We start from the raw sequence: 19,020 nt of genomic DNA, 5'->3' as shown, positions 1-19,020 counted from the left end.
TCTGCGCCCTACTGACCGATAACGCAGCGGTAACCTGACAGAAGGACGGGCCCGGTGCGAAAAGAACGGGCGAAAAGAACAACAGGGGAAGATATCAGGCTTATGGCAGAGGTGCCCGTAATCGAGATCCGGGGGCTGCATAAGTCCTATGGCCCGCTCGAAGTGCTTAAAGGCGTCGATCTTACCGCGCCGCGCGGTCATGTGATCTCGCTGATCGGCTCATCCGGTTCGGGGAAATCCACCCTTTTGCGCTGCTGCAATCTGCTGGAGGACAGCCAGCAGGGCGATGTGCTCTTTGAGGGCGAAGCGGTGCGCTGGAAGGGTCAGGGCATGGCGCGCCACCCGGCTGATCGCGCCCAGGTCACCCGCATCCGCACCAATCTTTCCATGGTTTTCCAGCAGTTCAACCTCTGGGCCCATATGACGATTTTGCAAAATGTCATGGAGGCCCCGGTCACCGTGATGAAACGCAACCCGGCCGAGGTCGAGAAAAAGGCGCGGGAATATCTGGCCAAGGTGGGGATCGCCGACAAGGCCGATGCCTGGCCGGCGCAGCTTTCGGGCGGCCAGCAGCAGCGCGCCGCCATTGCCCGCGCGCTGTGCATGGAGCCGCGCGCGCTGTTGTTCGATGAGCCGACCTCAGCGCTGGATCCCGAACTGGAGCAGGAGGTCGTCAAGGTGATCAAGGCGCTGGCCGATGAGGGCCGCACCATGATCCTTGTCACCCATGACATGAAACTGGCCTCGGATTGCTCGGATCATGTGATCTTCCTCCACCAGGGGCGGATCGAAGAGGAAGGCCCGCCGACGAAGCTGTTCGTGCAGCCGAAATCCGAACGTCTGCGCGGCTTTCTGTCGGCCACCATGGTCTGAGGCCCCGATGTCCTGCATCGCCACCATTTCGGGCATCTTCGCGACGGTCTGGCTTGCCTCGGGCAGCGATGACCGGACCTTGCTGATCGGAACCGAGGACACGTTCCCCCCCTATATCCTGCGCGATGGGGCGGGAACGCTGTCGGGCTTTGACTACGATGTGATGAGCGAGATCTGCACCCGCACCCGCCATGACTGCCAGTGGGAGATCGCCCCCTTTGGCGAGCTGATCCCCGGCGTGGCCGAGGGGCGGTTCGATGTGGTGCTGGGCGGCATGGCAATCACGCCGGAGCGCCGCGCGGTGGTGGATATGTCGATGCCCTATACCTTTGGCAATTCGCTGGAATGGTTCGTGGGCTTTGCCGATGCGCCACCCCCCGAAAATGCGCGGATCGCAGTGGAATCGGGCACCATGCACGAGACCTGGCTGCGCCAGCAAAAGCTGGATTTCCAGTCCTACGGCTCGGAGCCGCTGGTACTGGGCGCGGTTGCGCGCGGCGAGGCCGATCTGGCGCTTGGCCCCTTTTCCAGCCGCGAGGATCTGGACGCGATGATCGCCGGCCAGGGCCTCACCTATGTCTACAGCCAGGAAATCCCCGATGAGGGAACCGGCATCGCCGTCTGCAAAGGGAATGCCCTGAAAGCCGAAATCGACAGCGCTATTCAGGCCATGAAGACCGATGGCACGCTGGACAAAATGCACGACCACTGGTTCTGAAACCGGAACCGCCCCATAACCAGAAAAGCAATCTTTCGGGAGATGACAATGAAGAAACTGCTGCTCGCTACCGCCCTCACCGCCCTTGGCGCCGGGATCGCCGCCGCCGATCCGGTGCGGATCGCCTCGGAAGGCGCCTATGAGCCCTATAACTTCATCAATGACAAAGGCGAGCTGGACGGGTTCGAGATCGTGCTGGGCACCGAGCTGTGCAAGCGCGCCGAACTGGAATGCGTCTTCGTCAAGAATGACTGGGATTCGATCATCCCGAACCTGCAATCGGGCAATTACGACGCGATCATGGCCGGCATGTCGATCACGCCCGAACGCCGCGAAAAGATCGCTTTCTCGGAAAACTACACCCAGCCCTCGCCGTCTTCCTATGCGGCCATGGCGGCTGACACGCCGGTCGATACCGGTGTGATCGCGGCACAGACCGGCACCATCCAGGCGGCGCATGTGGCGGCTTCGGGCGCCAAGCTCCTCGAATTCGCAACTCCGGATGAAACCGTCGCTGCGGTGCGCAACGGCCAGGCCGCCGCCGTGATGGCCGACAAGGATTACCTGCTGACCCAGGTGGGCGACGGGCTCGACATCGTTGGCGAGGATGTACTGCTGGGCGAAGGTATCGGCATCGGCCTGCGCCAGTCCGATACCGAGCTGAAAGCGAAATTCGACGCCGCCATCCAGTCGATGAAGGCCGATGGTTCGCTGAACAAGCTGACCGATGAGTGGTTCAACGGCAATTACACCCCGTTCTGATCCCGGCCCCGCCCGCCTGGCCGAGAGGTCGCGCGGGCATCCGGATCTGTCTCCTGCGGGCCGGTCGCCTGACCGCCCGCAGGGGTTCCCCTCCGCCACCGGTCAGCCCCCGTCGGGACCCTGATCGTGACTGCCGAGCCAGGGCCCGCTTATGTTAGAATTCTGCGCCGATCCGAAGACCCTCGAGGGGCTGAGCTGGCTTTCCTGCTATCTCACCACGCCCAAGCATATGGAGTTCTATTTCTCCTTCCTGACGGTGATGGCGCTGTTGCTGGTGGCTGCACCGGCGGCGCTGGCCTTCGGCTTTGGCGGCGCCATGGCGGCGCGCTCGCATATCGCGCCGCTCAGATGGCTGGGCAAGATCTACACTGCCATGGTGCGCGGCGTGCCCGATATCGTCTTCTTCCTGTTTTTCGTCATCGCGCTGGATCAGGGGATCGAATGGCTGACCCATCAGGTCCGCTGCCCCGACTGGTCCGAGCCGATCCGCCAGGGCCTTGAATTCCGCGTCTGTCCGGCGGCGAAAGTACCGCCCAACAACGCCTCGCTTTTCGTGCATCAGGCCTATGCCTTCACCCTGGCCGTTCTGACTTTTGCCATTGTTTTCGGAGCCTTCGCGGCCAATGTTCTGAAAGGCGCCATGGATGCGGTCCCCCGCGCCCAGATCGAGACCGCCGAGGCTTACGGGCTTTCCCCGCGCCAGACCTTCCGCCGCATTCTGGTGCCGCAGATGTGGACCTATGCGCTGCCGGGGCTGTCGAATCTCTGGCTGATCCTGATCAAGGCGACGCCGCTGCTGTTCCTCCTCGGGATCCAGGACATCGTTTACTGGGCGCGCGAGCTGGGCTCTTCGAAATCGGCGCGCTTTGATTATCCGCATGGCGACTGGCGGCTTTATTACTTCCTCGGCCTGCTGGTCTTTTACCTCGCGCTGACGCGGGTTTCCGAGATCGGCCTTGCCCGCCTCACCCGCCGCCTTTCCCATGGCCAGGCAACCCGCGCCGGCGAAACCCTCAGGAAGGATGCGGCATGACCTGCTGGGAAACCGTCCAGGCCTTTTGGCTGCGTTCCGTCGGGATCGGCGAGAATGCCTTGCCGACAACCAATATCACCCTGTGCGATCAGTTCGTGCTGATCGGGTCGGGGATGCTGTGGAACCTTTATTTCGGCATCCTGGCGCTGGCTTTGGGCTTTGTCTTTGCCATCGGCCTCGCGCTGGCCAAGGCCTCGCGCAACAGATGGATCCGCAAGCCGGCCGAGTGGTATATCTTCATCTTCCGCGGCTCGCCGCTCTTTATCCAGTTCTTCCTGATCTATTTCTTCATCACCACCGTGCTGCGCGGTTCGGTCGATGTATTCGGGCTGTTCACCATCCCGACCGCCTGGCTGGCCAATGCCTGGGCGGGGGCGGCTTTCACGCTGTTCCTGAACACCTCGGCCTATAGCGCCGAGATCTTTTTCGGCGCGCTGATGACGGTGCCGAAAGGCGATCTGGAGGCTGCCGACGCCTATGGCATCACCGGGCGCGAGCGGTTCTTCCGCATCGAATGGCCAACCATGATGCGGCTTGGCTGGCCCGCCTATACGAATGAGGCGATCTTTCTGTTCCACGCCACCACGCTGGTGTTCTTTTCCAGCTTCCCCGCCTTTCAGCAGCGCGGCGATGCGCTTTATTACGCCAATTACTTCGCGGACAAGACCTTCAACCCCTTCATCCCCTATCCGATCGTTGCCTTCTATTTCATCGTCCTGACCCTGTGTCTGATCGGAATCTTCGGCCTGGTGAACAAACGGCTTAACCGCCACCTCCCCTCGCATCAGAGGAAAAGAATTCGCTTGCGTCCTCAGTTGATCCGCTAGTATCCTATATTTGATCAAATTATCCGGGCACCCGCCCGGACCCGCTCGATCACAGCGTTTAATCGGGGCCATATGCCCGGCGGGAGAGGCGATCAAACCAAGGGAAGGACCAGGGCATGGTCCGGATCCTTGCGCATCTTGTGGGCCGGCCATCTTTTGGGATGGTATTCAGGCCACCACGAGCCATGGCGCGGGGACGCGTCCGTGCTTGCTGGTTTTAATCAATGATGAAGGACTGGCTCAGAAAACACCCGCAGGTCCGCACGATTCGTGTGGCGGCGGCCGATCTCAATGGGCAGGCGCGCGGCAAGCGCGTCCCGGCACGTTTTGCCGATAACGTGGTGAAAAGCGGCGTTCGTTTCCCCTATTCGGTCCTGAACCTCGACATCTGGGGCGAGGATATCGACGACAGCCCGCTGGTGTTCGAAGAGGGCGACCAGGACGGCACGCTGCGCCCGACCGAGCGTGGCTTTATGCCGATGCCCTGGCTGGAAAGCCCTTCGGCACTGCTGCCGATCTGGATGTATCGCGAAAACGGCAAGCCCTATGAGGGCGATCCCCGCCATGCTTTGCGCGCGGTCGTTGACCGCTACAAGGAACGGGGCCTGACCCCGGTTTGCGCGATGGAGCTGGAATTCTTCCTGATCGACGACAGCGGCAAGACGATGCAGGTGCCGCTGAGCCCCCGTTCCGGCAAGCGCCGCAAGGCGGCCGAGGCGCTGTCGATCCGGGCGCTGGATGCGTTCGACGTGTTCTTCACCGATCTCTATGACGCCTGCGAGGCGATGGATATCCCGGCGGACACCACCACCTCGGAAACCGGGCTTGGCCAGTTCGAGGTCAATCTGATGCATTGCGACGACGCGCTGCGCGCCGCCGATGATGCCTGGTTCTTCAAGATGCTGGTGAAGGGCCTCGCGCGCCGTCACGGCTTTGCCGCAAGCTTCATGGCGAAACCCTATGCCGATTATTCCGGCTCGGGGCTGCATACGCATTTCTCGGTGATCGACCGCAAGGGCGACAATATCTTCGATTCCGGCGGCCCCAAAGGCACCGCCGTGCTGCGCCATGCCGTGGCCGGCTGCCTTGAGGCGATGCACGATTCGACGCTGCTTTTTGCGCCGCATTCGAACAGCTATGACCGCCTGGTGCCCGATGCCCATGCGCCCACTTCGATCTGCTGGGGCTATGAGAACCGCACCGCCGCGATCCGCATTCCCTCGGGCAATCCGGCGGCGCGGCGGATCGAACATCGCGTGGCCGGCGGTGACGTGAACCCCTATCTGATGCTCGCTGCAATCCTCGGCTCGGCGCTTTCCGGGATCGAAGACGGCAAGGAACCGGTCGCACCGATCAGCGGCAATTCCTATGCGCTGGAGCTGCCGCAGATCCCGACCACCTGGCAGGGCGCCATCGACGCGTTCGAATTCTCGCCACATGTCGCGCGCTTCCTGCCGCCCGAACTCATCGCCAATATGGTGATGACCAAGCGTCAGGAGCTGCATTACACCGCCGAGCTTTCGCCCGAGGAACTGGTCGAACTCTATCTCGATACCGTGTGACGCTTACCGGCCCCCCTTGACCAAAGGCGGGGCCGGACCCACCATCTCCCGTGACAGCAATTCTCAGGGTCACCCCCATGATCATCGGCATCCTGCAAACCGGAGCCTCCCCCGACGCCCTGAAACCCACGATGGGCGATTATCCCGACTTTTTTGAGCGCCTGCTCGCGGATCGCGGGCTGGAATTCCGCCGCTTCACCGTGATGGAGATGGAGTTTCCGGCCTCGGTCCATGATTGCGATGGCTGGCTGATCACCGGCTCGCGTTTCGGCGCCTATGAGGATCACCCTTTCATCAAGCCGCTCGAAGCCTTTATCCGCGCGGCCTATGCGGAACATGTGCCGGTCGTCGGCATCTGTTTCGGCCATCAGATCATTGCGCAAGCGATGGGCGGGCGGGTCGAGAAATACAAAGGCGGCTGGTCGGTCGGCCCGACCGATTACCATTTCGGAGATGAGACCATCACGCTGAACGCCTGGCACCAGGATCAGGTGGTCGAGAAACCCGAAATGGCCGAGGTGATCGCCTCGACCGATTTCTGCTCGAATGCCGGGCTTTTGTATGATGACCGCATGTTCACCGTGCAGCCGCATCCGGAATTTAAGAAAGATTTCATCGAAGGGCTGATCAAATATCGCGGCCCCGGTCTGGTGCCACAGGAAACGCTGGATTCTGCGACCGAGAAGATCGACGCGCCCCTTGGCACGAATACGATGGCCGGAAAGATCGCGGATTTCTTTCTCTCTCACCAAACCCGGGCAGCGCAGCGCAGCGCAGCGCGTGACGCGCGGGCGCGCGCCCAAACCAGAGTGTGAACCATGTCCAAATGGACTGAAAAACTGCCCGAAGCAGCCAGGGATTATATCGGCAATCGCCGCGTGGATGAGGTGGAATGCGTGATCGGCGATATTGCCGGTGTGGCGCGCGGAAAGGCGATGCCGGCCGGTAAATTCGCGAAACAAACCAATTACTTCCTGCCGAATTCAATCTTCCTGCAAACGATCACCGGCGAATGGGCCGACAGCCCGTTCGATGCCTTTACCGAGCCGGATATGATCCTGGAACCCGACTGGTCCACCGCGACCGCCGCGCCCTGGACCGCCGATATCACGCTCCAGGTGATCCATGACGCGAAAGACCAGCAGGGCAATCTGGTGCCCTTTTCGCCCAGGAACGTGCTGCGCCGGATCATCGGGCTATACGCCGAACAGGGCTGGAAACCGGTGGTCGCGCCCGAGATGGAATTCTTCCTGACCGCCCGCAACCTCGACCCGAACCAGCCGGTGATCCCGCCGATGGGGCGCTCGGGGCGGCGCGCGGCGGGGAAACAGGCCTATAGCCTTTCCGCCATCGACGAATATGGCAAGGTGATCGACGATATTTACGACTTCGCCGAAGCCCAGGGGCTGGAGATCGACGGCATCCTCCAGGAGGGCGGCGCCGGTCAGATTGAGTTGAACCTCGCCCATGGCGATCCGCTGGAACTCGCCGATCATGTGTTCTTCTTCAAACGCCTGATCCGCGAGGCCGCTCTGCGCCATGACTGTTTCGCAACTTTCATGGCGAAGCCCATCGCGGGCGAGCCCGGCTCGGCCATGCATATCCACACCTCTGTCGTGGATGTGAAAACCGGCAAAAACATCTTCGCAGGCGTCAAAGGGGCCGAGACCGAGGCCTTCAACCATTTCATCGCCGGGATGCAGAACCATATGGGCGCGGCGATTGCGCTGATGGCGCCCTATGTGAACTCTTACCGCCGTTACGTTCCGGATTTCGCGGCGCCGATCAACCTTGAATGGGGCCGCGACAATCGCACCACCGGCCTGCGCGTGCCGATCTCCGGCCCCGCCGCGCGGCGGATCGAAAACCGCCTGCCGGGAATGGATTGCAACCCCTATCTCGGCATCGCGGCGACGCTGGCCTGCGGCTATCTCGGGCTGATGGAGAAGAAAGCGGCACGCCCGGAATTCACCGGCTCGGCCTATATCGACTCGGATGAGATCCCTGTGAACCTTGGCGATGCGCTGGATCTGCTGGATGAGGACGAGGCCCTGAAAGAGGTGATGGGCGTTGATTTCGTCAAATGCTACGATTCGGTGAAACGCAACGAATACAAAGAGTTCCTGCAGGTCATCAGCCCCTGGGAGCGTGAGCATCTGCTCCTGAACGTGTGATGGCGGTCAATCTTCTGCACGCCAATGACCGCTCGGGCGAATATCCCGACAGCTGGTATGCGGCGACCCGCGTGGCGCTGGATGCTTTCCCGCGTGCAAGCGGTGACATCCGGGCAGATGTCTGCGTGGTCGGGGCGGGCTATACCGGCCTCTCGGCTGCGCTGCATCTGGCGCAAATGGGTCTTTCCGTCGTGGTGCTTGAGGCGCATCGCGTCGGCTTTGGCGCCTCGGGCCGCAATGGCGGCCAGGTCGGATCGGGCCAGCGCCAGGACCAGGACTGGCTGGAAAAGACTGCCGGCCGCGAGGCCGCGCGCCGGCTCTGGGACATGGCGCAGGATGCGAAAGCCCTGGTGAAAACGCTCAGCGCGGGGATGGAGGGCGTGGCCTGGCGCCCCGGAATTGCCCATGCCTGCTGGCATGACTCAGAGGTCGAACACGCGAAGCATTACGCCGAGAAACTGGCACGCGACTATGATTACCATGAGATCGAGCCGCTGGACCGCGAGGGCCTCAGCGCTCTGGTAGGGTCAGATGCGTTCAAAGGCGGCGATATCGACCGCGGCGGCGCCCATATCCATGCGCTGAATTTCGTGATCGGACTGGCGAAACTGGCGACCGCCGCCGGGGTGCGGATTTTCGAGCAAAGCGAAGTCACCCGGCTGGTTTACAGCGACAAGCCGGTGGCCGCGACGGCAAAGGCCCGCATCACCTGCGACCATCTGGTGCTGGCGGTGAACGGCTATGTCGGTTCTCTGGAAAAGACCATCGCCGCCCGCGTCATGCCGATCAACAATTTCGTGGTCGCGACCGAACCGCTGGGCGCCCGCGCGAAAGAAGTGCTGGCGGAACCCATCGCGGTGCATGACACCAAATTCGTGGTGAATTACTGGCGGCTGTCGGAAGATGACCGCCTGATCTTCGGCGGCGCGGAAAGCTATGGCTACCGCTTTCCCGATGTCGCGAAGGTGGTCCGCAAACCGCTGCTGGAGATCTACCCTCAGCTCGCCAATACCAGAATCGACTACGCCTGGGGCGGCACATTGGCGATCACCGTCAACCGGATGCCCTGTTTTGCACGCCCCGCAAAGAATGTGCTCTCGGCCTCGGGCTATTCCGGCCATGGCGTGGCGCTGGCGACGCTCGCCGGCAAGCTGATCTCCGAGGCGATTGCCGGTCGGGCCTCAGGTCAAAGCGGCGGTTTCGATCTGATCGCAGACCTGCCCTATCGCCGCTTTCCCGGCGGTCAGGCGCTGCGCTGGCCCTTGCTGGTCACCGCCATGACCTGGTTCTCGCTGCGCGACCGGCTGGGCTGGTAAGCCCCCCGCACTGGCACCTGCACCGGCAAAGCCGCATCGAAAACGGGCGGGAGCATCGCTGCCCCCGCCCGCATTTCCTGAGCCAGTCCTCAGCGGTTCTGGATCTCAGCGGTTCTGGAATTCAGCGGTCCCTGATCATCGCATAGATCTGATCCTTGACCCGCGAGCGCGTGCGGCGCAGGGCATCCTCATGCTCTTCCGACACCGCGTCGATCCGGGTCTCGGCGCGGTGGACCTGGTCATTCACCGTGTCATATTCCTCAAGCAGTTTCGCGAAGCGCGTATTCGAGGTCTTCAGCTCGGTGATGCGGGCCTCCTCGCCCGGGAATTCCTCTTGCAGCGTATGCGGCGTGTTCGACATCGGCAGTCTCCTTCTTCCGTGTTGAGGAGAGATTAATACCTAATCCATCACACCACTTTGACGCGGATCAAATCGGCAGAAATCAGCGCTGGCTGGTCCTCCAGGCGGGATTTATCCAGGGCTCATTGTTCAGCGCCGGCAAGGGCTGGCGACCCAGAATGTGATCGGCAGCCTTTTCGCCGGTCATAATCGAGGGGCCGTTGAGATTGCCATTCGTCACCTGCGGGAAGATCGAACTGTCGGCAAGCCGCAGCCCCTCGACCCCGATCACCCGGCATTCCGGATCGACCACCGCCATCGGATCGTCGCGCCGCCCCATCCGGGCGGTGCCGCAGGGGTGATAGGCGCTTTCCGCATGGTCGCGAATGAAGGCGTCGATCTCTGCATCCGACTGCACGCCTGCGCCCGGCTGGATCTCGGCTTTCACATAATGCGCCATCGGTTCCTGCGCGAAAATTTCGCGCGTCAGCCGCACGCAGGCGCGGAAATCCACCCAATCCTCCGGGTCCGACATATAGTTGAAGCGGATCACCGGCGCGTCCTCGGGACGCCCCGAGCGCAAGCTCACCGAGCCGCGCGATTTCGAGCGCATCGGCCCGGTATGGACCTGGAACCCATGCCCGCCGGCCGCCGCCTTGCCGTCATAGCGCACGGCAATGGGCAGGAAATGGTATTGGATATCGGGGTATTCCACGCCCTCGCGCGAGCGGATGAAGCCGCAGGCCTCGAACTGGTTCGATGTCCCCGGGCCGCGACCAAGAAAGAGCCAGTTCGCCCCGACCCAGGCTTTTCCGAACAGATTCCAGTATTTATACAGCGTGATCGGCTGTGTCGCCTGGAATTGCATATAGATCTCCATATGGTCCTGGAGATTGGCACCGACGCCCGGCCGGTCGGCCACAACCGCGATCCCGTGTTCGCGCAGATGCGCCGCCGGGCCTATACCCGACAGCATCAGCAGTTTCGGCGAGTTGATCGAGGAGGCCGCGAGGATCACCTCCGCCCCTGCCCGGATCACCTGACGCCCGGCCTTTGTGTCGACCTCGACCCCGACCGCGCGACCATTCTCGATCACCACCTTGCGGGCAAAACCGCGCATCACCTGGAGATTGCCGCTGGCCCGGGCCGGTTTCAGATAGGCATTCGCCGCCGACCAGCGCCGGCCCTTCCAGATCGTCGCCTCCATCGGGCCGAAACCCTCTTGCTGGCGACCGTTATAATCCTGGGTCACCGGATAGCCGGCCGCCGCGCCTGCCTCGATAAAGGCGTTGAAGAGCGGGTTGTCGCGCGGGCCACGGGTGATGTGCAAAGGCCCGTCCTGCCCCCGCCATTCCGGCCCCTCGCCGCCATGGGAATGCTCCATCCGCTTGAAATAAGGGAGCACATCGGCATAGGACCAGCCATCCGCCCCCATCGCCGCCCAGGTATCAAAATCCTTCGCATGGCCGCGCACATAGACCATGCCATTGATCGAGGACGAGCCCCCGATCACCTTGCCGCGCGGCGTAGCCAGAACGCGCCCACCCAGATACGGCTCGGGCTCGGACTGAAAGCCCCAGTCATAGATGCCCATATTCATCGGATAGGACAAAGCGCCCGGCATCTGGATGAAGGGCCCGAAATCCGAGCCGCCATGTTCGATCACCGTCACCCGCTTGCCGGCTTCGGTCAGCCGGTAAGCCATGGCGCAACCCGCCGAACCCGCACCGACAATGACGTAATCCGCGACCATCTCACTCTCCCCGGCGGGCAAACACCTCCCGCCCGGCGGAGAATGCTCCGCCAGCCGGGCCGCCGCCCTGTTGCGCATTGTTCCGGGGTCAGGCCCGGCCTCTTAACCGTTCAATAAGGCGCGTCGACCGGGCCGAGGCCCAGATAGACCGACTTCACCTGGCTGTAATGCCCAATGGCCGCATGGCCGTTTTCACGTCCGACACCCGAGAGTTTCGCGCCGCCGAACGGCGCCTCCACCGGGGTCAGGTTATAGGCGTTGATCCAGCAGGTGCCCGCCTCAAGGCTTGCGATCACCCGATGGGCGCGGGCGATGTCGCGGGTGAAAACCCCCGCCGCGAGACCAAATTCGGTGGCATTGGCGCGCCGGATCACCTCGTCTTCGCTGTCGAAATCAAGGACCGCCATCACCGGGCCGAACACCTCTTCGCGCGCCAGTTCCATATCGTCGGTGACATCGGCAAAGACGGTCGGCTCAACGAACCAGCCGTCATTCGATGGCCCCCGCCCGCCGCCGGTGATCAGCCGCGCGCCGCCAGCCTTTGCCCGCGCGATATAGCCGGTGACCTTTTCCAGCTGCGCCCCGGAGACCAGCGGCCCCATCTGTGTCGCCTCATCCATCGGGTCGCCCAGGCGGATCAGCCGGGCGCGTTCGGCGAGGCGCGCGAGAAAGCGCTCTTTCAGCCCCTTTTGCACGAAAACCCGGGTTCCGTTGGAGCAGACCTGGCCCGCAGAATAGAAATTCGCCAGCATCGCCGCGCCAACCGCATCCTCAAGGCTCGCGTCATCAAAGATGATCAGCGGCGATTTGCCACCGAGTTCCATCGTGACATGCCTGAGCCCCTCGGCGGCTTTGGCATAGACCTGTCGCCCGGTGGGAACCGAGCCGGTCAGCGAAACCTTGGCCACGCGGGGATCAGAAATCAGCGCCGCCCCGACCGCGCCCCTGCCCTGCAACACATTGAAAAGACCGGCAGGCAGGCCCGCCTCGATATAGATCTCGGCCAGTTTCAGCGCGCCGAGCGGGGTGACTTCGGACGGTTTGAAGATCATCGCATTGCCCATCGCCAGCGCCGGGGCCGATTTCCAGCAGGCGATCTGACTGGGGTAATTCCAGGCACCGATGCCGACACAGACGCCCAGAGGCTCGCGCAGGGTATAGACCATGTCCTGGCCCAGCGGGATCGTCTCACCCATTACCGTGGGCGCGAGGCCCGCGAAATATTCCAGCGCATCGGCACCCGAGGGCCAGTCGGCCACACGGGTTTCCTGGATCGGTTTGCCGGTATCGAGCGTCTCCAGCAGCGCCAGCTCCTCGCTGCGTTCGCGGATGATGGCGCTCGCGCGCGACAGCACCCGCGCGCGCTCGACGGGGCGCATCCGGCCCCAGGCCTTTTGCGCCAGCGCCGCCGAGGCAAGAGCCTGTTCCACCAGCGCCGGCGTCGCCTCATGGAGGCGCGCGATCACCTCGCCGGTGCCGGGATAGATCACCTGGATCTCTGCCCCGGCGGTATCCTCGACATAAGAGCCGCCGATGAAATGGCTGGCCTTTGGTTGTGCCCTCATGCCTTAACCACCTTTCCCAGTTCCGCATCCAGATAGGACTTCGCCATCTGCGCCGCCCGGGCGCCGTCAGGGGTGCCCGATTTCAGCACCTCGCGCAGGTAAAGCCCGTCGATCATCGCACCGAGTGCCTCGGCCAGTTCCGGTGCCCGATCCCCGGCGATTTCACGCAAGCTCGCCAGAAGATTCGACCTGAGCCGCCCCTGATAAATCGCCAGCAAACGGCGTGCGCCCTCGGATGTCTGCGCCAGAACCCAGAAATTCAGCCAGGCCCCCACCACCTCGCGGCGGAAATTTCCAGGGCTGAAAGAGGCGCGCAGAATGGCCCGGACCCGGGCCTCTGCCCCATCCGCCACCGCCAGCGCGCCGCGCACTTCGGCCCCGTAAAGCGACAGGATATGCCGCATTGCCGCAAGGAAGATTTCTTCTTTAGAACCAAAGTAATGATGCGCCAGCGCCGAGGACATGCCGGCGCGTTTCGCGATCTGGCTGACCGTCACATCCAGCGAGCCATTCCGCCCTATCTCGACAATGGTGGCTTTGATCAGCGCATCCTTTCGGATAGGCTCCATTCCAAGCTTCGGCATCTGCCCATATCCAACAAAACTCTTGCCATATGGGAAAAGCATGAAGTTTATTGACTCGTCAATCAACAATAACTTTCAACTGACACCGTCCAACCGACGGGCCAACAGACCGGGAGCCGACATGAACCTGCGTTCCATCCTTCTCGCCACTGCCGCGACCCTCACGCTTGCCGGTGCCGTTCAGGCGGCGGGCTGCGACAAGATCGTCTTTTCGGATGTCGGCTGGACCGATATCACCGCCACCACCGCCGCCACCACCGAGGTGCTGAAGGCGCTCGGCTATGAGACCGAGGTGAAGATCCTCTCGGTGCCGGTGACCTATGCCGGCCTTGCCGAGGGCGATGTCGATGTTTTCCTTGGCAACTGGATGCCGACCATGGAGGGTGATATCGCGCCCTATCGCGAGGCGGGCACCGTCGATACCGTACGCACGAACCTCACCGGCGCGAAATATACGCTGGCGACCAATGCGGCCGGCGCGGCCGCCGGGATCTCTGATTTCTCGAATATCAAAGACCAGGCCGAGGCGCTGGAGGGCAAGATCTATGGCATCGAGGCCGGCAATGACGGCAACCGCCTGATCCTCGACATGATCGGTGCCGACCAGTTCGGTCTGGGCAAGTTCGAGATCGTCGAAAGCTCGGAGCAAGGCATGCTGGCCCAGGTCGAGCGCAATACCTCCTCCGACAAACCGATCGTCTTCCTCGCCTGGGAGCCGCATCCGATGAACGCCAATTTCAAGCTGACCTATCTTTCGGGCGGCGATGATGTGTTCGGCCCGGATTTCGGCGGCGCCATCGTGAACACCAATACCCGCAAGGGCTATGTGGCCGAATGCGCCAATACCGGCAAGTTCCTGGAAAACCTGGAATTCTCGCTGGCGATGGAAAATGAGATCATGGGCGCGATCCTCAACGACGGCACCGATCCGAATGAGGCCGCGAAAACCTGGCTCAAGGCCAATCCCGACAGCTGGAAGCCCTGGCTGGCCGGAGTGACCACCAAAGACGGCGGCGATGCCGTGGCGGCGGTCGAAGCCGCGCTGCCCTGATCCGGTCGGGGCCGGGTTCCGTCCGGCCCCATCCCCCCCTGCCGGCGGGGTGATCCCTGTTTTGCCGCCTGGCAAAGCGGGCTCAGCCCCTGCCGCTGACCCTTTTCGCCCCGGATGGACAGGTTGCAATGGACGCATTTTTCGCATCGGTTCTGGCTTTTTTCGGCATCGAGAAAATCAGCAAGATCCCGGTCGGAGCAACGGCGAAATCGGTCGTCGACTGGATGAAGACCCATCTCGGCGGTTTTTTCGATGCGATCAGCGACGGGCTTGGCTGGCTGATCAATTCGACACTGAGCCTTATCCAGTATCCGCATCCTCTGGTGGTGGTGGCGATCATCACCGCCCTCGCCTGGTGGCGGCAAAGATCATGGAAGATCTGCCTGCTGGTCTTGCTGGGATTTCTTTTCATTCTCAACCAGGGGTACTGGAAGGAAACCACGCAAACGCTTGTTTTGCTGTTCTATTCCTGCCTGACCTGTATGATCATCGGCGTCCCCATCGGCATCGCCTGCGCGCATCGGCCAAAGCTTTATGCCGCCCTGTCGCCGGTGCTTGACCTGATGCAGACGCTGCCAACCTTTGTCTATCTGATCCCGGCGGTGGTGTTTTTCGGCCTCGGTATGGTGCCGGGCCTCCTCGCCACGGTGATCTTCGTGCTGCCGGCACCGATCCGCCTGACCTATCTTGGCGTCTCCTCGACCCCCACCGCGCTGACCGAGGCCGCCACCGCCTTTGGCGCCACACCACGCCAGAAGCTCCTGAAAGTCGAGCTGCCCTGGGCCCTGCCCCAGATCATGGTGGGCCTCAACCAGACCATCATGCTGTCCTTGTCGATGGTGGTGATCGCGGCGATGGTTGGCGCCAACGGGCTGGGCATCCCCGTCGTGCGGGCGCTTGGGCAAAGCAATACCGCGCTCGGATTTGAATCGGGGCTGATCATCGTGGTGGTGGCCGTCATGCTGGACCGTATGCTGCGGGTGAGAAGCAAATGACCAGAAATGCTGTAGAATTCGACCGCGTCTCCATCGTCTTCGGCGAACATCCCGACCGCGCTTTGCCTTTGATGGATGAGGGCATGACCCGCGCCGAGGTCCAGACCCGCACCGGCCAGGTGCTGGGCGTCCATGACTGCACGCTCAGCGTGGCCGAGGGCGAGATCCTTGTCCTGATGGGCCTTTCCGGCTCTGGCAAGTCGACGCTTCTGCGCGGCGTCAACGCGCTGAACCCGGTGGTGCGGGGCGAGGTGCGCGTCCATGACGGCGACAGGATGGTCTCGGTCACCAAAGCCAGCGCCGAGGGGCTGCGGGCCTTGCGCGCCAGCCGCATCGCCATGGTGTTCCAGCAATTCGGGCTGCTGCCCTGGCGCACGGTCAGGGACAATGTCGGCCTGGGCCTTGAACTCGCTGGCCTCTCCGCCGACGCGCGGCGCGAACGGGTCGACCGCCAGCTGAAACTGGTCAATCTCAGCCAATGGGCCGAGCGCAAGGTCGGAGAGCTTTCCGGCGGCATGCAGCAACGCGTCGGTCTCGCCCGCGCCTTTGTCACCGAAGCCCCGATCCTCCTGATGGACGAGCCTTTCTCGGCGCTCGACCCGCTGATCCGCGCCCATCTCCAGGACGAACTCCTCGATCTCCAGGCACGGCTCAAACGCACGATCATCTTCGTCAGCCACGATCTTGATGAGGCCTTCAAACTCGGCAACCGCATCGCGCTGATGGAGGGCGGGCGCATCGTGCAATGCGGCACCGCGCGGGAAATCATCGCCAATCCGGTTTCGGATTACGTCGCCGATTTCGTGGCGCATATGAACCCGCTTGCTGTGCTGACCGCGCGCGACGTGATGGAGACCGGCACCACACCGCCGCCCCCTGCCGGCCGCGAGATCCATCCCGAAATGCCGGTGCGCGAGGTGATGGAGGCGATAGCCGGCGGCACCGGCACGCTCGCCGTGGTGGAAAACGGCGCACGCCTCGGCACAATCCACGCCAATGCGGTGCTCGGCAAACTCCTCAACCCGCGCGACTGAGCCAAACAACCCCTTCCCGCAGCCCCGCCCCTTCCTCTTGACGAAAATACTCCCGCCGGAGGCATCCGCTCCCTGCCAGAGACACCCCGAGAGAAAAGGGCCCGCCGATCCACCAGCGGGCCCTTCCCGATTTCAATCCGGCAAAACACGCCCGCCGGAGGCTGAAGCGCCCCGAAGGGGCGCCCCCCCCCTCAGCCGAGGGCGTAGCCCGCGCCCCGCACCGTCCTGACCGGATCATCGCCGCCAAACTGCATCAGCGACTTTCTCAGCCGCCCGACATGCACATCGACCGTCCGCGTATCGACATAGATGTCACGCCCCCAGACCCGGTCCAGAAGCTGCTCGCGCGACCAGACCCGGCCCGGCTTCTCCATCAGCGTCGTCAGAAGACGGAACTCGGTCGGCCCCAGCTTCAGCACCTTATCCGAGCGGTAGACCCGATGCGTCTCGGGATCGAGCCGGATATCGCCGAACTCAAGCACCACCCCGGCGGTCGAGGGCCTGACCCGGCGCAGCTGTGCACGGGTGCGGGCCATCAGCTCCAGCACCGAATAGGGCTTGATGACATAATCATCCGCCCCGGTCTCGAGGCCCCGGATCCGGTCCACCTCTTCGGCCCGGGCCGAAAGCATGATGATCGGGGTCGCGCGGGTCTCGGGCCGCATCTTCAGCCGCCGGCACACTTCGATGCCGGAAAGCTTCGGCATCATCCAGTCGAGGATGATGATATCGGGCGCCTCTTCCTCGACAAGGATCAGCGCATCCTCCCCATTATCGGCCGGCACCACCCGGAACCCTTCGGCGTCGAGATTATAGGCGAGGACCTCCCGCTGCGCGGGCTCGTCCTCGACCAGGAGCACGGTCGGTCTGCCGTCCTGTGCCATCATTTACTCCTTCAACCCGCGCGGATCAGATCGATTCGGACACGGCATCATGTTTCGGGCGGTCATCCGAGGGCAGTTCTCCCTCGACCAGATAGATCACCTGCTCGGCAATGCCGGTGGCGTGATCGCCGACGCGTTCGATGTTTTTCGCGATGAAATGCAAATGCATACAGGCGGTGATCGTGCGCGGATCCTCCAGCATATAGGTCAGAAGCTGGCGGAAGAGACCGGAATACATCTGGTCGATTTCCTGATCGCGGGCGCGGATTTCGCGCGCGCGCACCGCATCGCGGGCGATATAGGCATCCAGCGCATCCGACATTTGCTGCACCACCAGCTTCGCCATCCGCCGCACGGTGCCGGTGGCGGTGCCGACCGGCGCCATACCCATCAGCACGAGGCTGCGCTTGGCGAGGTTCTTCGCGTAATCGCCCGAACGCTCCAGCGCGGTTGCAAGCCGCATCACCGTCAGCACGGTGCGCAGATCCGAGGCCGTCGGCGCGCGCTGTGCGATGATGCGGGCGCATTCGGTCTGGATCATCTCTTCCAGCCCGTCGATCGCCTGATCCGCGGCGCGCACTTTGCCCGCCAGCGCCTCGTCACGCAGTTCAAGCGCCTCGGCCGCGTCGAGAAGCGCCTTCTCGACCAGACCGCCCATCTTCATCACCTGGGCCTGAACGCCTTCCAGATCGCGGTCGAAAGAAGAAACGATGTGACTGTCTTGCATGGTCTCTTCTCCCGTCAGCCGATGCGGCCGGTGATATAGGATTCGGTGCGCGGATCTTTCGGGTTGGTGAAAATCTGCGAGGTCTCACCATATTCCACCAGGTTGCCGAGGTGGAAGAAAGCGGTTTTCTGGCTGACGCGGGCGGCCTGCTGCATCGAGTGGGTCACGATCACCACCGAAAAGTTCGAGCGCAGCTCGTCGATCAGCTCCTCCACCTGCGCGGTGGCAATCGGGTCAAGCGCCGAACAGGGTTCATCCATCAACAGCACTTCCGGCGAGGTCGCCACGGCGCGGGCGATGCACAGACGCTGCTGCTGACCACCGGAAAGCCCGGTGCCCGGGGCATGAAGGCGGTCCTTGACCTCATTCCAGAGCGCGGCCTTCCGGAGGCTCGATTCCACGATCCCGTCGAGTTCCGCCTTCGAGCGGGTCAGGCCATGGATGCGCGGGCCATAAGCCACATTGTCATAGATCGATTTCGGGAAGGGGTTCGGCTTCTGGAACACCATGCCGACCTTGGCGCGCAGCTGCACCGGGTCGACCCGCTTGTCATAGATATTCTCGCCATCCAGCAGGATGCTGCCCTGGACCTTACAGATCGGGATCGTGTCATTCATCCGGTTCAGCGTGCGCAGGAAGGTCGATTTCCCGCAGCCCGACGGCCCGATGAAAGCGGTGACCGCCTTGTCGAGGATGTCGACCGAGACATCCTTGATGGCATGGCTCTCGCCATAATAGACCTGCACCGCGCTGGCTTTGATCCGGATGCCGTGGGTGTCGACGGCACGATCAGCAATTCGCATATCGTTCATGTTCATAACT

The 19,020-nt window shown here is 62.8% G+C and carries 19 protein-coding genes; 12 read left to right on the top strand and 7 right to left on the bottom strand.

Translation table 11 applies throughout. The features are described 5' to 3' along the window. The first annotated feature begins 102 nt into the window (after positions 1–102). The 9 genes from DRF71_RS03085 (at position 103) to DRF71_RS03045 (ending at position 9,265) form a co-directional block, all read left to right on the top strand. The gene (locus DRF71_RS03085) at positions 103–873 is read left to right on the top strand and encodes an ABC transporter ATP-binding protein (RefSeq protein WP_112309107.1); all 771 of its coding nucleotides are present in this window, start codon (positions 103–105) and stop codon (positions 871–873) included. Between the two features lie 7 nt (positions 874–880). Next, complete coding sequence (locus DRF71_RS03080) at positions 881–1,591, top strand: substrate-binding periplasmic protein (RefSeq protein ID WP_112309106.1); 711 nt, start codon at positions 881–883, stop codon at positions 1,589–1,591. A 48-nt stretch (positions 1,592–1,639) separates the two neighbouring features. Further along, a complete protein-coding gene (locus tag DRF71_RS03075; protein ID WP_112309105.1) occupies positions 1,640–2,353 on the top strand; it encodes a transporter substrate-binding domain-containing protein in 714 nt (237 codons plus the stop codon). A gap of 151 nt (positions 2,354–2,504) precedes the next feature. Then, positions 2,505–3,386, top strand: a complete 882-nt coding sequence (locus DRF71_RS03070; RefSeq protein WP_112309104.1) for an ABC transporter permease — start codon at positions 2,505–2,507, stop codon at positions 3,384–3,386. After that, positions 3,383–4,213 carry an ABC transporter permease gene (locus tag DRF71_RS03065; protein WP_112309103.1) on the top strand — a complete coding sequence of 277 codons (831 nt, stop codon included), beginning with the start codon at positions 3,383–3,385 and terminating at the stop codon, positions 4,211–4,213. The genes DRF71_RS03070 and DRF71_RS03065 overlap by 4 nt, the downstream gene beginning before the upstream one ends. A gap of 227 nt (positions 4,214–4,440) precedes the next feature. Continuing rightward, positions 4,441–5,775, top strand: a complete 1,335-nt coding sequence (locus DRF71_RS03060) for a glutamine synthetase family protein (protein WP_112309946.1) — start codon at positions 4,441–4,443, stop codon at positions 5,773–5,775. Positions 5,776–5,852: 77 nt separating this feature from the next. Continuing rightward, the gene (locus DRF71_RS03055; RefSeq protein WP_112309102.1) at positions 5,853–6,590 is read left to right on the top strand and encodes a type 1 glutamine amidotransferase; all 738 of its coding nucleotides are present in this window, start codon (positions 5,853–5,855) and stop codon (positions 6,588–6,590) included. 3 nt (positions 6,591–6,593) lie between these two features. Then, positions 6,594–7,949: a glutamine synthetase family protein gene (locus DRF71_RS03050; RefSeq protein WP_112309101.1), complete on the top strand. Its 1,356-nt coding sequence runs from the start codon at positions 6,594–6,596 to the stop codon at positions 7,947–7,949. Beyond that, the gene (locus DRF71_RS03045; RefSeq protein ID WP_112309100.1) at positions 7,949–9,265 is read left to right on the top strand and encodes an NAD(P)/FAD-dependent oxidoreductase; all 1,317 of its coding nucleotides are present in this window, start codon (positions 7,949–7,951) and stop codon (positions 9,263–9,265) included. Before DRF71_RS03050 ends, DRF71_RS03045 begins: the two co-directional genes overlap by 1 nt. Before the next feature lie 121 nt (positions 9,266–9,386). Here DRF71_RS03045 and DRF71_RS03040 read toward each other — a convergent pair whose 3' ends face one another. From DRF71_RS03040 to betI, 4 genes are all read right to left on the bottom strand, one after another. Continuing rightward, positions 9,387–9,626 carry a YdcH family protein gene (locus tag DRF71_RS03040; protein ID WP_112309099.1) on the bottom strand — a complete coding sequence of 80 codons (240 nt, stop codon included), beginning with the start codon at positions 9,624–9,626 and terminating at the stop codon, positions 9,387–9,389. Between the two features lie 82 nt (positions 9,627–9,708). Continuing rightward, positions 9,709–11,358, bottom strand: a complete 1,650-nt coding sequence (gene betA, locus DRF71_RS03035; protein ID WP_112309098.1) for a choline dehydrogenase — start codon at positions 11,356–11,358, stop codon at positions 9,709–9,711. A 110-nt stretch (positions 11,359–11,468) separates the two neighbouring features. Beyond that, positions 11,469–12,923, bottom strand: coding sequence for a betaine-aldehyde dehydrogenase (gene betB / locus DRF71_RS03030; protein ID WP_112309097.1), 1,455 nt, complete (start codon positions 12,921–12,923; stop codon positions 11,469–11,471). Then, entirely contained in the window at positions 12,920–13,507 is a 588-nt protein-coding gene (gene betI, locus DRF71_RS03025) for a choline-binding transcriptional repressor BetI (protein WP_112309945.1), read from the bottom strand. Before betI ends, betB begins: the two co-directional genes overlap by 4 nt. Positions 13,508–13,628: 121 nt before the next feature. On the opposite strand from betI, the gene choX reads away from it, so the two are divergent. From choX to choV, 3 genes are all read left to right on the top strand, one after another. Further along, on the top strand, positions 13,629–14,558 hold the full coding sequence (gene choX, locus DRF71_RS03020; RefSeq protein WP_112309096.1) for a choline ABC transporter substrate-binding protein: 930 nt from the start codon (positions 13,629–13,631) through the stop codon (positions 14,556–14,558). 128 nt (positions 14,559–14,686) lie between these two features. Then, a complete protein-coding gene (gene choW / locus DRF71_RS03015; RefSeq protein WP_112309095.1) occupies positions 14,687–15,553 on the top strand; it encodes a choline ABC transporter permease subunit in 867 nt (288 codons plus the stop codon). After that, complete coding sequence (gene choV, locus DRF71_RS03010; RefSeq protein WP_112309094.1) at positions 15,550–16,587, top strand: choline ABC transporter ATP-binding protein; 1,038 nt, start codon at positions 15,550–15,552, stop codon at positions 16,585–16,587. Before choW ends, choV begins: the two co-directional genes overlap by 4 nt. Positions 16,588–16,778: 191 nt before the next feature. Here the strand turns inward: choV and phoB are convergent, their stop codons facing one another. From phoB to pstB, 3 genes are read right to left on the bottom strand one after another with little or no spacing between them, the layout of a single operon-like run. Next, positions 16,779–17,471, bottom strand: a complete 693-nt coding sequence (phoB, locus tag DRF71_RS03005; RefSeq protein ID WP_112309944.1) for a phosphate regulon transcriptional regulator PhoB — start codon at positions 17,469–17,471, stop codon at positions 16,779–16,781. A 25-nt stretch (positions 17,472–17,496) separates the two neighbouring features. Continuing rightward, complete coding sequence (gene phoU, locus DRF71_RS03000; RefSeq protein ID WP_112309093.1) at positions 17,497–18,198, bottom strand: phosphate signaling complex protein PhoU; 702 nt, start codon at positions 18,196–18,198, stop codon at positions 17,497–17,499. Positions 18,199–18,212: 14 nt separating this feature from the next. Continuing rightward, positions 18,213–19,010: a phosphate ABC transporter ATP-binding protein PstB gene (gene pstB, locus DRF71_RS02995; protein WP_112309092.1), complete on the bottom strand. Its 798-nt coding sequence runs from the start codon at positions 19,008–19,010 to the stop codon at positions 18,213–18,215. Between the last annotated feature and the right edge of the window lie 10 nt (positions 19,011–19,020).

Source organism: Pseudogemmobacter bohemicus (assembly GCF_003290025.1).
GTDB classification, from domain to species: domain Bacteria; phylum Pseudomonadota; class Alphaproteobacteria; order Rhodobacterales; family Rhodobacteraceae; genus Pseudogemmobacter; species Pseudogemmobacter bohemicus.
This window is presented reverse-complemented; position numbering and strand designations above follow the sequence as displayed.